Consider the following 13,448-nt stretch of genomic DNA (forward strand, 5'->3'; position numbering starts at 1 on the left):
ATGATACCACGTGGTTTACCGCTTTTTATTGTGAATGCAGACAAATTTGCCCCGAACGCAAATATAGGGGAAAATACGCGCAAAATTGATTCATATCGCTAATCCAGAGTGCAATCTGCCCTGATGGATACATGTTAGCCCAAAGAAGATTACATTAATGTCAAATACTCCGTTTATCGGTGAAGTGTCTAAACGTAGAACCTTCGCTATTATCTCGCACCCGGATGCGGGTAAAACCACTATTACTGAAAAAGTACTCTTATTCGGAAACGCTATTCAAAAAGCGGGTACGGTAAAAGGTCGTGGCTCTAACCAACACGCTAAATCCGACTGGATGGAGATGGAAAAAGAGCGTGGTATTTCGGTTACTACCTCTGTGATGCAGTTTCCTTACAACGACTGCCTCGTTAACCTACTTGATACTCCTGGACACGAAGATTTCTCGGAAGATACTTACCGTACACTGACTGCTGTTGATTCATGCTTGATGGTTATTGATGCCGCTAAAGGTGTCGAAGATCGTACGCGTAAATTAATGGAAGTTACTCGCCTACGTGATACGCCTATCGTGACGTTCATGAACAAATTGGACCGCGATGTTCGTGATCCAATGGAAGTGTTAGATGAAGTCGAAAGCGAATTAGGCATGGCTTGTGCACCTATCTCATGGCCTATCGGTTGTGGTAAAGAGTTTAAAGGTGTGTATCACATTCATCGTGATGAGACGATCTTATATGAATCAGGCCACGGTCATGAGATCCAAGAGGTTCGTATCATTAAAGGTCTAGATAACCCTGAGCTTGATATTGCTGTCGGTGAAGATCTTGCTGCAAGTGTACGTGATGAATTAGAACTTGTTATTGGAGCATGTCCTGAGTTTGATCACGAGCTTTTCCTTGCTGGTGAGTTAACGCCAGTTTACTTCGGTACGGCATTAGGTAACTTTGGTGTTGACCATATGTTGGATGGCCTAACTAAATGGGCACCTGCCCCACAAACTCGCAAAGCAAATGAGCGTGATGTTGTGGCAACCGAGGAAAAATTCTCTGGTTTTGTATTTAAAATTCAAGCGAATATGGATCCAAAACACCGTGACCGTATTGCTTTCATGCGTATCGTATCGGGAACTTACAACCAAGGTATGAAGATGAACCATGTTCGTACCGGTAAAAATGTCAGTATTTCAGATGCGGTAACCTTCATGGCGGGCGATCGTACTCGTGCTGAAACGGCGTATGCGGGCGATATTATTGGCTTACATAACCATGGCACGATTCAAATCGGTGATACTTTCACGCAAGGCGAAAACTTGAAGTTTGCAGGTATTCCGAATTTCGCCCCTGAATTGTTCCGTCGTATTCGCTTAAGAGATCCTCTAAAGCAGAAACAGCTATTGAAAGGTTTAGTTCAACTTTCGGAAGAGGGCGCGGTACAGGTATTTCGTCCACTGCAAAATAACGATCTTATTGTGGGCGCGGTTGGTGTTCTTCAGTTTGATGTTGTTGTGGCTCGTTTGAAAGCGGAATATAACGTTGAAGCTATCTACGAAGGTGTCAACGTTGCAACAGCGCGTTGGATTGAGTGTAGTGATGCGAAGATGCTTGAAGAGTTTAAGCGTAAGAACCAAAGTAATTTAGCATTGGATGGTGGCGATAACCTATCTTATGTTGCTCCAACGATGGTGAACCTTAACCTTGCGTCAGAACGTTTCCCTGACGTTCAGTTCAGAGCGACTCGTGAACACTAATCTGATTTGATCGATAGTTAGCGATAATTATTGGTTCGAACATGTAAAACGCCTATTGTTAAATCAATAGGCGTTTTTTATGCGTTCAATCTAATCTTTTGTACTTTGGCATTTATTTCTATTCATACGCTCTGATTACCGAGTTCTTATGACTGAGCCTTTATAGCTGAGCCTGTATAACTGAGTGCCAAATAACCATGCTACACGGAGAAGTAATATGATCAAATGGCTACGAGGGTGGGTGGCTCGTTATGATCTTTGGTGTCAATCTATGGGATTAACTCCAGAGCAAAGGCGCAGTTGTGTTCCATATAAAGAAGAGCCAAAACGTGAAAATAATGAAGAATCAATGAAAAGAGAGTCAACGAATGAATGATTCGATTCGGCTATTTGACACTCACTGCCACTTTGATTTTGAACCCTTCCGACAGCATTTTAGTGATGAACTTGAAGCGGCTAAAAACCAAGGCGTAGAGAAAATTCTCATTCCGTCAATTGGAATGAAGAATTGGGCAGAGATTCAGCGCTTATCTATACAACATGATGAGATCAGCTATGCCTTAGGTTTTCATCCTTACTTTTTGAATGACTATTTAATAGAAGATATAGATGAGTTAGAGAGAGAGTTACAGGTGTCACCGATAAAATGCGTGGCGATAGGAGAGTGCGGTTTAGATTTCGCCATTGATATTGATCATCAACAGCAAGAAGCGTTCTTTATCCGTCAAATTCAGCTGGCGAACTTAATGAAATTACCACTTATTCTCCATTGTCGAAAAGCTCACAATAGAATGATTCAGCTACTGAAGATCCATAGACCAGGGAAAGGAGGGGTACTGCACGGCTTTTCTGGAAGCTATCAGCAAGCGATGGATTTTGTCGCGTTAGGATTCTATATCGGCGTTGGCGGTGTCATCACATACCCACGAGCGAATAAAACTAGGCAAGCGATTGCATGCTTACCATTAACCTCACTGGTACTAGAAACGGATGCTCCAGATATGCCAATAAATGGGTGCCAAGGCCGTGCAAACCACCCTAAAAACGTGATTAACATTTTTGATGAGTTGGTTTTGATTAGAAAAGAGACAGAGCAAACGGTTGCCTCTCAAGTGTGGGAAAATAGCCATTCTCTCTTTGCTATGTGTGAATAAAATCGAAACAAAATGTTCCCTTGATGAGAAAGTTATCACTTATTGGTGATCTTTGTCACATATGCGGGTGAATGACTTATGAATCTTATAAGAAAGTGTGAGGTCGGCATTACTTTATTTCTGAGGGCGTGAGTATAATTGCCCCCGCTTTTTAGTTCCATTTTGTTACACGCCAATACACAACTTATAAGGAAGTCATAAACTATGAGCCTGTTTATGAGCCTAGTCGGCATGGTAGTTTTAATTGCAATTGCAGTCCTACTATCAGATAACCGCAAAGCTATCAATATCAGAACAGTGGGTGGTGCTTTTGCTATCCAATTTATTATCGGTGCATTCGTTCTTTATGTACCTTGGGGTCGCGATCTTCTAGCAGGTTTCTCTGCTGGTGTTGCAAACGTGATCGATTACGGTAAAGACGGTACAGGTTTCCTATTTGGTAGCCTAGTTAACTTCTCAGTTGACGGTATCGGATTCATCTTCGCGTTCCAAGTTCTACCAACGCTGATTTTCTTCTCTGCACTTATCTCTGTACTTTACTACATTGGTGCGATGCAAATAGTAATCAAAGTTCTTGGTGGCGGTCTGCAAAAAGCATTAGGTACGTCTCGTGCGGAATCTATGTCTGCTGCGGCTAACATCTTCGTTGGTCAAACTGAAGCACCTCTTGTTGTGCGTCCGTTTGTTCCAAAAATGACACAGTCTGAACTATTCGCAGTAATGTGTGGTGGTCTAGCTTCTGTTGCTGGTGGTGTACTTGCTGGTTACGCTTCAATGGGTGTTCCACTAGAGTACCTTGTAGCGGCATCATTCATGGCTGCACCTGGTGGTCTACTGTTTGCTAAAATCATCAAGCCTGAAACTGACACTCCAGATGAGAACCTAGGTACTGACATCGACGGTGGCGACGACAAGCCTGCTAACGTTATCGATGCAGCTGCTGGCGGTGCTTCTGTTGGTCTTCAACTTGCTCTTAACGTTGGTGCAATGCTACTAGCATTCATCGGTCTAATCGCGCTAATCAACGGTATGTTGGGCGGCATCGGTGGTTGGATTGGTATGCCTGAGCTAACTCTAGAACTTATTCTAGGTTGGATCTTCGCACCTCTAGCATTCGTTATCGGTGTTCCATGGGAAGAAGCGACAATCGCTGGTACTTTCATTGGTCAGAAAACGGTAGTTAACGAATTCGTTGCATACCTAAACTTTGTTCCTTACGTTGGCGATAACGCTCAACTAGTAGCAGAGACTGGTAAAGTAATGTCTGAGAAAACTCAAGCAATTATCTCGTTCGCTCTATGTGGTTTCGCAAACCTTTCTTCTATTGCGATTCTACTAGGTGGTCTAGGTGGTATTGCTCCTAACCGTCGTCACGACATCGCTAAGATGGGTGTGAAAGCGGTAGCAGCAGGTACTCTATCTAACCTAATGGCTGCAACAATTGCTGGTTTCTTCATTACACTTATGGCTTTTTAAGTCCATATAGTTTAGTTAATCAATAACTATATAGACGCCATTTAAATAGAGCCCCGTAGCAAGAAATTGCTGCGGGGCTTTTTTTTTGTAAAAACGGAAGAAGAGAGCCACACCTATTTGACAGAATTAGGAAGCGTTTGTTTTCTACAGATTTGGTTAAATAGGGGGCTTTTCTAAAGTATTTTGAGATACAAACCGTTTGCGTTCTAAGGAGCACTACATTTTTTTATAGAAATCTATAATGTATAAACCATAGAGATAGGATTCTCTTGTTGGCTTAAGCGCTTTAATTAGCCTAGGAATATAGCTAAACTTATACATGTTAGACACAACATGACTGAATTGTTGTGCCATAGACCAAACTGGTACTGTGCGGTGACAAGGATAGCAATTGATAATACGGGGTGTGTTATCAAGTCTTCAGGGAACCAAGTCCGTTCATTTGTGACTACTGAGCAAAATTATTATTCCTATCTATACTAGGTAGGGGCAAGGTAGTTGACTATTTGAATATATTGATCGGAGATAGAAATGAGCGATTTAAAAGCAGCAGCTCTACGTGCACTAAAACTTATGGACCTAACTACGTTGAATGACGACGACACTGATGCAAAAGTGATTTCGTTATGTCATGACGCGAAAACTGCAGTGGGTAACACCGCAGCAATCTGTATCTACCCTCGTTTTATTCCTATTGCTAAGAAAACGCTACGCGAGCAAGGTACACCAGAAGTACGTATTGCAACGGTAACAAACTTCCCACACGGTAACGATGATATCGCTATCGCGGTTGCGGAAACAAAAGCTGCTGTTGCTTACGGTGCAGACGAAGTTGACGTAGTATTCCCATACCGTGCCCTAATGGCTGGTAACGAAGAAGTCGGCTTTGAGCTTGTTAAGCAATGTAAAGAAGCATGTGGTGATATCACGCTTAAAGTGATCATCGAAACAGGTGAACTAAAAGAAGAAGCATTAATCAAGAAAGCATCTAAAATCTGTATCGAAGCAGGTGCTAACTTCATTAAAACTTCAACAGGTAAAGTGCCTGAAAATGCGACACCAGAATACGCACGCATGATGCTAGAAGTTATTCGTGACATGGGCGTAGCAAAAACAGTTGGTTTCAAACCTGCTGGTGGTGTTCGTACTGCTGAAGATGCTGCGCTATACCTAGGTATGGCTGATGAGCTTCTTGGTGGTGAGTGGGCTGATAACATGCACTACCGTTTTGGTGCTTCAAGCCTACTAACAAACCTACTGAATACATTAGAAGTGACGGACGAAACTGCAGATCCTGCAGCTTACTAATCCTTAATTCTAACTAAGATGGAGTGAGTGATGAATCATTGTCACTCCATCTTGTCTCTTATCCTACAAACCCAAAACTCTAGCAAAGAGTCGGGGAGGCACTAATGTATTTACCACAAGAAATCATCCGTAAAAAACGCGACAACGAAGTTCTTACTACTGAAGAAATCAACTTCTTCATTCAAGGAGTTGCAAAGAATACTGTATCTGAAGGCCAAATCGCTGCATTCGCAATGGCGATCTTTTTCAATGAAATGACGATGCCAGAACGTATCGCACTTACCTGTGCAATGCGTGATTCAGGCATGGTTATCGATTGGTCTCACATGAATTTTGGTGGTCCAATTGTCGATAAACACTCTACTGGTGGTGTTGGTGACGTAACTTCTCTAATGCTTGGCCCTATGGTGGCAGCATGTGGTGGTTTTGTACCAATGATCTCTGGCCGAGGCCTTGGTCACACTGGTGGTACTCTTGATAAACTAGAATCAATTCCTGGTTACAATATCACACCAACTAACGACGTATTTGGACAAGTAACCAAAGACGCGGGTGTGGCTATTATTGGTCAAACTGGTGATCTAGCCCCTGCTGATAAACGTGTTTACGCGACTCGTGATATTACTGCGACGGTTGATAACATCTCACTTATCACAGCTTCAATTCTTTCTAAGAAATTGGCTGCAGGCCTTGATTCGCTAGTAATGGATGTAAAAGTAGGTTCAGGCGCATTCATGCCAACTTATGAAGCATCTGAAGATCTCGCTCGTTCTATTGTTGCTGTTGCAAATGGTGCAGGCACCAAAACAACGGCGATTCTAACGGATATGAACCAAGTATTAGCGTCTTCTGCAGGTAATGCTGTTGAAGTTCGTGAAGCGGTTCAATTCTTGACTGGCGAATACCGTAACTCTCGTCTTCTGAACATCACTTTAGCATCATGTGCTGAAATGTTAGTGCTGGGCAATCTTGCGAAAGATTCAGATGAAGCTCGCGCTAAGTTGATGGAAGTTCTGGATAACGGAAAAGCGGCAGAGTGCTTTGGTAAAATGGTTGCAGGCCTTGGTGGCCCAGCAGACTTCGTAGAAAACTACGATAACTACCTAGAGAAAGCAGAAATTATTAAACCAGTGTACGCACTTGAAAGTGGCATTGTTTCAGCAATGGATACGCGTGCAATTGGTATGGCTGTTGTAGGAATGGGCGGCGGTCGTCGCGTGGCTACAGACAGCATCGATTATGCAGTAGGCTTTGATGGGTTCATTCGTTTAGGCGAAACAGCAAGCAGTGATAAGCCACTAGCAATTATTCATGCCCGCACAGAAGAGCAATGGCAAGAAGCGGCGAAAGCGCTGCAAAGTGCTATTGTTGTGGGTGGCACTTACGAAGCAACTCCAGATGTGTACCGTCAGATTCGTTCTGAAGACGTATAACATTTGGTGGAGAGAGCAATGAAAAGAGCATTTATTTTAGTTTTAGATTCATTCGGTATTGGCGAAGCACCTGATGCAGAAAAGTTCGGTGATGTAGGTTCTGATACTCTTGGCCACATCGCAGCTCACTGCGCACAAGGCAAAGCTGATAATGCAGATCGTAAAGGTCCATTAACGCTACCTAACCTATCTAAACTAGGTTTAGCGATGGCACATAAAGAAGCAACGGGCGAATTTGCTCCAGGTCTTGATGCGAATGCTGAGATCATTGGTGCTTACGGCCATGCCGCTGAACTTTCTTCTGGTAAAGATACGCCTTCAGGTCACTGGGAAATCGCAGGTGTTCCAGTACTGTTTGATTGGGGCTACTTTACAGATAAAGAAAACAGCTTCCCGAAAGAGCTGACAGATCGCATTCTTAAGCGTGCAAACCTGCCTGGCTTCCTAGGTAATTGTCACTCATCGGGTACAGAAATCCTAGATAACCTAGGTGAAGAACACATGAAGACTGGCTTACCAATCTTCTACACTTCAGCAGACTCTGTTTTCCAGATCGCTTGTCATGAAGAGACATTCGGCCTGCAAAACCTATTAGACCTTTGTCAGATTGCTCGTGAAGAACTAGCAGACTACAACATCGGTCGTGTTATCGCTCGTCCGTTTATTGGTGCTGGTAAAGGTCAATTCGAACGTACGGGTAACCGTCGTGATCTTTCTGTTGAGCCACCTGCAGCAACGGTTTTACAAAAACTCGTTGATGAGAAAGGCGGACAAGTACACTCAATTGGTAAGATCTCTGATATCTACGCAGGTTGCGGTATTTCTAAGAAAACGAAAGCGACAGGTATCCCTGCTCTATTCGAAGCAACGAAAGAAGCGATCGCAGCAGCAGAAGACAACACAATCGTATTCACTAACTTTGTTGATTTCGATTCAGCTTATGGTCACCGTCGTGATGTTGCGGGTTATGCTGCAGCTCTAGAGTATTTCGATAACCGTTTACCTGAAATCTTAGAGATGATGGGTGAAGATGATATCGTGATTCTAACAGCAGACCACGGTTGTGATCCTACTTGGCCTGGTACTGACCATACTCGTGAGTTTATTCCAGTATTAGCTTACGGACCAAAACTACCAGCAGGTTCATTAGGTCACCGTAGTACTTTCGCTGATATCGGCCAAAGCCTAGCAGAGTACTTTGGTACTTCTGATATGGATTACGGAAAAAGCTTTCTATAAGCAATAATGAAATAGGGGCGCAATAGCGTCCCTTTTTATATACGAATAGGCATATTTGGTGCTTATTCGTATATTCAATTGAAACTTGAAACAGAGGATAACGTTAATGGCTACTCCACATATTAATGCTGAAATGGGCGACTTTGCTGATGTTGTATTGATGCCTGGTGACCCTATCCGTGCTAAATACATTGCAGATACATTCCTAGATGATGTTGTTCAAGTATGCGATGTTCGTAACATGTTTGGCTACACTGGCACATACAAAGGTCGTAAGATTTCTGTAATGGGGCACGGAATGGGTATCCCATCTTGCTCTATCTACGCCACTGAATTGATCAAAGATTTTGGTGTGAAGAAAATTATTCGTGTGGGTAGCTGTGGCGCGGTTAGCGAAGACATTAAAGTTCGTGATGTTGTGATTGGCATGGGCGCATGTACCGACTCTAAAGTGAACCGCATCCGTTTTAAAGGTCATGATTTCGCTGCAATCGCGGATTATAAAATGGTTCGTAATGCTGAAGATGCTGCTAAAGCTCGTGGTATCGATGTGAAAGTTGGCAACCTATTCTCGGCTGAACTTTTTTATACTCCAGATCCAGAAATGTTTGATGTGATGGACAAATACGGAATCGTAGGCGTAGAGATGGAAGCGGCTGGTATCTACGGCGTTGCTGCTGAATATGGCGCAAAAGCTCTGACTATCTGTACTGTTTCAGATCATATTAAAACAGGCGAACAGACGACTTCAGACGAACGTGCGACAACGTTTAATGACATGATGGAAGTTGCATTAGATTCAGTATTGCTAGGCGATAAAGATTAATCTAACGTTCTATTATGAATAAAAAACCTCGCACTTAACGTAAGTGCGAGGTTTTTTTGTATTTGGCAGAGAAAAATTAAGAGGTTAACCTACATTTTTTAACAGTAAGTTTTCCCCTTTATCCCTTGGCTTTCTTCGTAAGATAGCCACAATGAGCATGCCACTGAGGAAGCTCATCATCAGCATTAGATACATGTAACGATCACTTTTTCGATAATGGTGATCAGAAATAGCCGTTACTTTACCCGTTTCGAATGTGATCCTCACAAAACCAATGATATTACCATCGTTAAACACCGGTTCTAACAACTGCTGCCTGCCAATACTTGCGGTTGAGAGAGGCGTATCAAGCCCTAAAACCTCACGAGCCGTCAGCGCTTTATCACTTGAAGCGAGCCGAACCCCCTCCGCGTCATAAATCGTGGCATCAAACACTAAGCGATCTTGAGAAAGTTGGTTGGTTAATTTTAGTAGTCGTTCCTGATCTTGCTGTGTGATCATCTCGCTAGCCGAAAGTGCGGCTTGGGAGATCAGGACTTTAGTTAATGTCTCAAGCTGTCGAGACTGAATTTTTTCATTACCTTTACTGATCACAACACTATTTTTGATTGTTGTAATAAACATGACGACCAAAAGCGCCAAAATGAGAATACGAAATGCATTTCTCAGAGAAAATAACGAACCGTCAATTTTTGATACGTCCATTTGGGTCCCATGGAAACAAATTTACATTTCATCCATATTGAGACTTGCGTTTTTAAATTGCAATAGGTTAACGTCTTAGGAGGCCAATTAGGAATCATATACATGGAAGCGTTAAAGATTTTGCCAATAAAGAGGCACACCTCGTTACTGACTCGTTTACCTGAGACAATAAAAACATCACAACTCGCCCGAGCAAAGGCGACATGGATCGTTTTCGGAGAGTTTTTATCTCCTGAATGTTTTGATGAGATAGATGAACATACAGGGATCGAGCATATTATCTTAGATACATGGAAGGTCGGCCATTATGAGGTTGCCTTGATGTCAGGAGCGTTAACCGAGCAGCACAAACAAGTGCTTCATGCTTTAGAGCTCGATTATGCCAACTTAAGTGAAGTTCCAGATCTATCAAAACCTGGATTGATCGTCATGGATATGGACTCAACCGCAATACGGATTGAGTGCATTGATGAGATCGCCAAACTGGCGGGTGTGGGAGAGCTTGTTTCTGAAGTGACAGAGCGAGCCATGCAAGGTGAACTCGACTTTGAACAGAGTTTACGCCAAAGAGTGGCAGCGTTGAAAGGTGCAGATGAATCCATTCTAGAACAGGTGAGATCAACTCTCCCATTGATGCCTGATCTTGAAGAGCTGGTTAATACACTCAGTGCCTTAGGTTGGAAAACCGCTATTGCATCAGGGGGCTTTACCTATTTTTCCGATTATTTGAAAGATAGCCTAGATTTGGATCACGCTCAGTCTAATACATTGGAAATCATCGATGGAAAATTAACCGGACAAGTGCTGGGGGATGTTGTATCGGCAACAACGAAAGCGGATATCTTGTTGGAACTTGCTGATAAATATAATGTTGAAGTACACAACACCGTTGCTGTTGGTGACGGTGCAAATGACTTAGTGATGATGGATATCGCAGGCTTAGGGGTCGCTTATCATGCAAAACCTAAAGTGGAAGAACGAGCGCAAACCGCAGTTCGCTTCTCTGGTTTAGGTGGTGTGCTATGTATTTTATCGGCAAAATTAGCGGTACAGAAAAAAATCAGTTGGAAGAGTAAACCCTAGCGGATTTTGATTTTTCTAAAAGTTAAAAGTTTAAAAACGGAAGAACAAAGAGTGGCATTGCAGCCACTCTTTTTCGTTCTGTTTAAGTGAGTTCTAGGCGTATCATTACTTCCTCGGTGATATCAACAATTTCACCATAGCCAATGATCGAACGGATCTCTTTATCCAGTTTTCCTGCGTCATGGATACTCACTTGGGTTAGCTCATCAATGTCATATTGAAGCAGTGAAGTAGTTGAGTTAAACACCGGTGCGCCTGAGATCCGAAGCACATAAACTTCTCCCATCTCTTTGGCTTTTTTGATGAAATCGATTCGTTCTCTAGCGTGCTTAAAATCATCAGATAATTTGGTATGAATCGATTGAAGCTTTCCACCAAATTTAATCGCTGCAATATACACTTCATGATACTGCAGCTCTGCGCCTTCAATTCTCTTGAGGGGAGTTGCCAGTAGGGAATTACTGCGCCCTTTAAATATAGGCTCTAGTGATAAGCACTCCTCATGGCCCAATTTTGCAAGTAGTACTAAATGGTTCGGGAGTGGGTAATTCACCCCTATAACCTTAGTTCTTAAATTCGAATCATGCTTATCGATAAAAATAGGAGAGCTGACTATTTTATTGAGTAATGAGTTATGTAGGCTTTCAAGTAAACTGTTGCTAGCCAATAGCTCGTGTACCTCTTTTAATTTGTCTTTATTGTGCTCAATAATACTATTGAAAAAGGCAATGGTTTTAGTCGTTCGACTCGTATTTTCAATAGCCAGTTGTACACACCTTGCATTTGGGCTGATACGAATCACTTGATACGGAACCTCTCCCAGCGGAAGCGATTTATCGTACAACTGTAGCTCTTTAAGATTGACAGAAAGAGAGTCACCAGCCTTAAGTGGAGCAGCGGTATCTAGAATTAGGCTGATACCATGTTTTGAAATATCAATGGAGTGGCCTGTGAATGGTAAGGCGTCTGATGTGGTGATCTCCACAGGTGACTTAAACTGATAACGAGGCTCTTTTCGTCGTCCTTGAGCATCAAAAAAGATAGCTTTTGGTTGACCAAGGATCTGTCTTGAATGACGGAATTGGTTGAGTTCATTACTGGCAAGGCGAGGGCGTTCCGTGAGTAGATAATCTGAACTAGACTGCTCGTTGCCTATCTCTTGTAAGATGCCGCAGTGAGTGAGCCCTTGTGAACTATCGTTCAGTTCAGTTGAGTGCTGCGCTAACGATTGACTCTCTTCTTCTGAAAGCTCAAATATTGAAAGTCGAAAGGCTTTCCAGCTCGGTCTTTTCGCTCCGATGTGCCAGAAGAGTTGCCTTTGTTCTCTGCTCGCTTCTGGGAGCATCATTGAGTAAAAAAGCGTCTTATTTTGATGAGTATGGGTAAAAGAGTAGATGACGTTACTTGATCCCTTTAACCCCGGTCTCGTCAATAGATCCATTCGTTCAGAATTAAATAATGTTCCGAATGCTTGTTGGTTTCGCTCATCATGCCAATACTGCCATAGTGGTTGATTGTTATCGGTGAGCAGCGCCAGTTTGAGTTCACTGCCGCTGAAAAATAGCGGTAGATTCCCAGTGTGTTTCAAATAGGCGTGTTCATAACCACGGGTTCTTGCTTGGATGATTTTATCTTGATTATCATGACGAGTTTTTTTGCTATTGCTTGTTAACGATTCAGTGATCACTTGATTAACGATATCTGTTTCAGTTAAACGCATTGTGCGTAAGAACTTTATCGCGTCATTTTCGTGTGAATCATCAATGCCTAAAATTCGGTATACGATAGGTTTATCTATTCCAACCACTTCGGACTGTTTCATTAGTTCCGTGAAAGTCACCGCAATTTCTTGTCCCAAGTTATAGTCAAATGCGCTAGGCACTTTAAAGCGAGCGCCGGAGCCCGATAAATCAACACTCAAACCGTGTATAACTTGGGATTTTGGTAGCTCAATTTTAACTTGAGAGAAGACTTTTAATCGGTTTTCTTGGCGCTTGAGGCTGTAACCTAAGTGAATAGGTTCTGCTTCATATGGACTATCAGGGTTAGTAATACTCTTTGATTGTTTAGCGTTGGGCTGTTGATTCAATACCCTAAAATTATTTTTCGTATTATTTAACGCCTCCCAAACCCCTTCGGTGTAACTTCCGAAGCGTCTGGTGTTTTTATGGTAAGCATTAAAGGCAACATCATCGAGCCAATGCTGTATTCCATCTAACTCATATTCTCTACATTCGCCCTGTACTTTGCCGCGAAGATCAATTTTCTTCGAGCAAGGGGCCATAATTCGGTTCAACTCCATCTTAACTAAGAGTTTTACTGATGGAGGCTCTCCATTTGTGACTTGAGATAAGACATAGTCAAAATCATCAGCGTGATAAGTGGAGATTAGCCGTTCTGTTAGTGAGAGAATTTCAGATTGCTGCATACTTTTCTGTTAGAGTGAGTTTGTCATATAGAACATCGGCTGATTGCCT

The 13,448-nt window shown here is 42.6% G+C and carries 11 protein-coding genes; 9 read left to right on the forward strand and 2 right to left on the reverse strand.

The window, feature by feature from the left end; genetic code table 11:
* Positions 1–157: 157 nt before the first annotated feature.
* The 8 genes from prfC (at position 158) to deoD (ending at position 9,183) form a co-directional block, all read left to right on the forward strand.
* On the forward strand, positions 158–1,747 hold the full coding sequence (gene prfC, locus OCV39_RS02930) for a peptide chain release factor 3 (RefSeq protein ID WP_261888891.1): 1,590 nt from the start codon (positions 158–160) through the stop codon (positions 1,745–1,747).
* 217 nt (positions 1,748–1,964) lie between these two features.
* Positions 1,965–2,123, forward strand: coding sequence for a hypothetical protein (locus OCV39_RS02935; RefSeq protein WP_171755943.1), 159 nt, complete (start codon positions 1,965–1,967; stop codon positions 2,121–2,123).
* Positions 2,116–2,901, forward strand: a complete 786-nt coding sequence (locus OCV39_RS02940) for a TatD family hydrolase (RefSeq protein ID WP_261888892.1) — start codon at positions 2,116–2,118, stop codon at positions 2,899–2,901. Before OCV39_RS02935 ends, OCV39_RS02940 begins: the two co-directional genes overlap by 8 nt.
* A 204-nt stretch (positions 2,902–3,105) precedes the next feature.
* Positions 3,106–4,377, forward strand: a complete 1,272-nt coding sequence (locus OCV39_RS02945) for a NupC/NupG family nucleoside CNT transporter (RefSeq protein WP_113799168.1) — start codon at positions 3,106–3,108, stop codon at positions 4,375–4,377.
* Positions 4,378–4,908: 531 nt separating this feature from the next.
* The gene (gene deoC, locus OCV39_RS02950) at positions 4,909–5,685 is read left to right on the forward strand and encodes a deoxyribose-phosphate aldolase (RefSeq protein ID WP_017054084.1); all 777 of its coding nucleotides are present in this window, start codon (positions 4,909–4,911) and stop codon (positions 5,683–5,685) included.
* A gap of 104 nt (positions 5,686–5,789) precedes the next feature.
* Complete coding sequence (deoA, locus tag OCV39_RS02955; protein WP_113799166.1) at positions 5,790–7,118, forward strand: thymidine phosphorylase; 1,329 nt, start codon at positions 5,790–5,792, stop codon at positions 7,116–7,118.
* A gap of 18 nt (positions 7,119–7,136) precedes the next feature.
* Positions 7,137–8,357 carry a phosphopentomutase gene (locus OCV39_RS02960; protein WP_261888893.1) on the forward strand — a complete coding sequence of 407 codons (1,221 nt, stop codon included), beginning with the start codon at positions 7,137–7,139 and terminating at the stop codon, positions 8,355–8,357.
* 106 nt (positions 8,358–8,463) lie between these two features.
* Positions 8,464–9,183: a purine-nucleoside phosphorylase gene (gene deoD / locus OCV39_RS02965; protein ID WP_017054081.1), complete on the forward strand. Its 720-nt coding sequence runs from the start codon at positions 8,464–8,466 to the stop codon at positions 9,181–9,183.
* 84 nt (positions 9,184–9,267) lie between these two features.
* On the opposite strand, the gene OCV39_RS02970 is transcribed toward deoD, so the two are convergent.
* Positions 9,268–9,873, reverse strand: a complete 606-nt coding sequence (locus OCV39_RS02970; RefSeq protein WP_029203525.1) for a YtjB family periplasmic protein — start codon at positions 9,871–9,873, stop codon at positions 9,268–9,270.
* A 117-nt stretch (positions 9,874–9,990) separates the two neighbouring features.
* Between OCV39_RS02970 and serB the strand changes: the two genes are divergently transcribed.
* Positions 9,991–10,971, forward strand: coding sequence for a phosphoserine phosphatase (gene serB / locus OCV39_RS02975; protein WP_261888895.1), 981 nt, complete (start codon positions 9,991–9,993; stop codon positions 10,969–10,971).
* 82 nt (positions 10,972–11,053) lie between these two features.
* Here serB and OCV39_RS02980 read toward each other — a convergent pair whose 3' ends face one another.
* Entirely contained in the window at positions 11,054–13,399 is a 2,346-nt protein-coding gene (locus OCV39_RS02980) for a PilZ domain-containing protein (protein WP_136995539.1), read from the reverse strand.
* Positions 13,400–13,448 lie beyond the last annotated feature (49 nt).

Origin of the sequence: Vibrio cortegadensis (assembly GCF_024347395.1) — a bacterium.
Taxonomy (GTDB): Bacteria; Pseudomonadota; Gammaproteobacteria; order Enterobacterales; family Vibrionaceae; genus Vibrio; species Vibrio cortegadensis.

Coding starts and splice junctions, on each gene's coding strand:
- prfC (WP_261888891.1), top strand. CDS start 158: ATGTCAAATACTCCGTTTATCGGTGAAGTGTCTAAACGTAGAACCTTC.
- OCV39_RS02935 (WP_171755943.1), top strand. CDS start 1,965: ATGATCAAATGGCTACGAGGGTGGGTGGCTCGTTATGATCTTTGGTGT.
- OCV39_RS02940 (WP_261888892.1), top strand. CDS start 2,116: ATGAATGATTCGATTCGGCTATTTGACACTCACTGCCACTTTGATTTT.
- OCV39_RS02945 (WP_113799168.1), top strand. CDS start 3,106: ATGAGCCTGTTTATGAGCCTAGTCGGCATGGTAGTTTTAATTGCAATT.
- deoC (WP_017054084.1), top strand. CDS start 4,909: ATGAGCGATTTAAAAGCAGCAGCTCTACGTGCACTAAAACTTATGGAC.
- deoA (WP_113799166.1), top strand. CDS start 5,790: ATGTATTTACCACAAGAAATCATCCGTAAAAAACGCGACAACGAAGTT.
- OCV39_RS02960 (WP_261888893.1), top strand. CDS start 7,137: ATGAAAAGAGCATTTATTTTAGTTTTAGATTCATTCGGTATTGGCGAA.
- deoD (WP_017054081.1), top strand. CDS start 8,464: ATGGCTACTCCACATATTAATGCTGAAATGGGCGACTTTGCTGATGTT.
- serB (WP_261888895.1), top strand. CDS start 9,991: ATGGAAGCGTTAAAGATTTTGCCAATAAAGAGGCACACCTCGTTACTG.
- OCV39_RS02980 (WP_136995539.1), bottom strand. CDS start 13,399: ATGCAGCAATCTGAAATTCTCTCACTAACAGAACGGCTAATCTCCACT.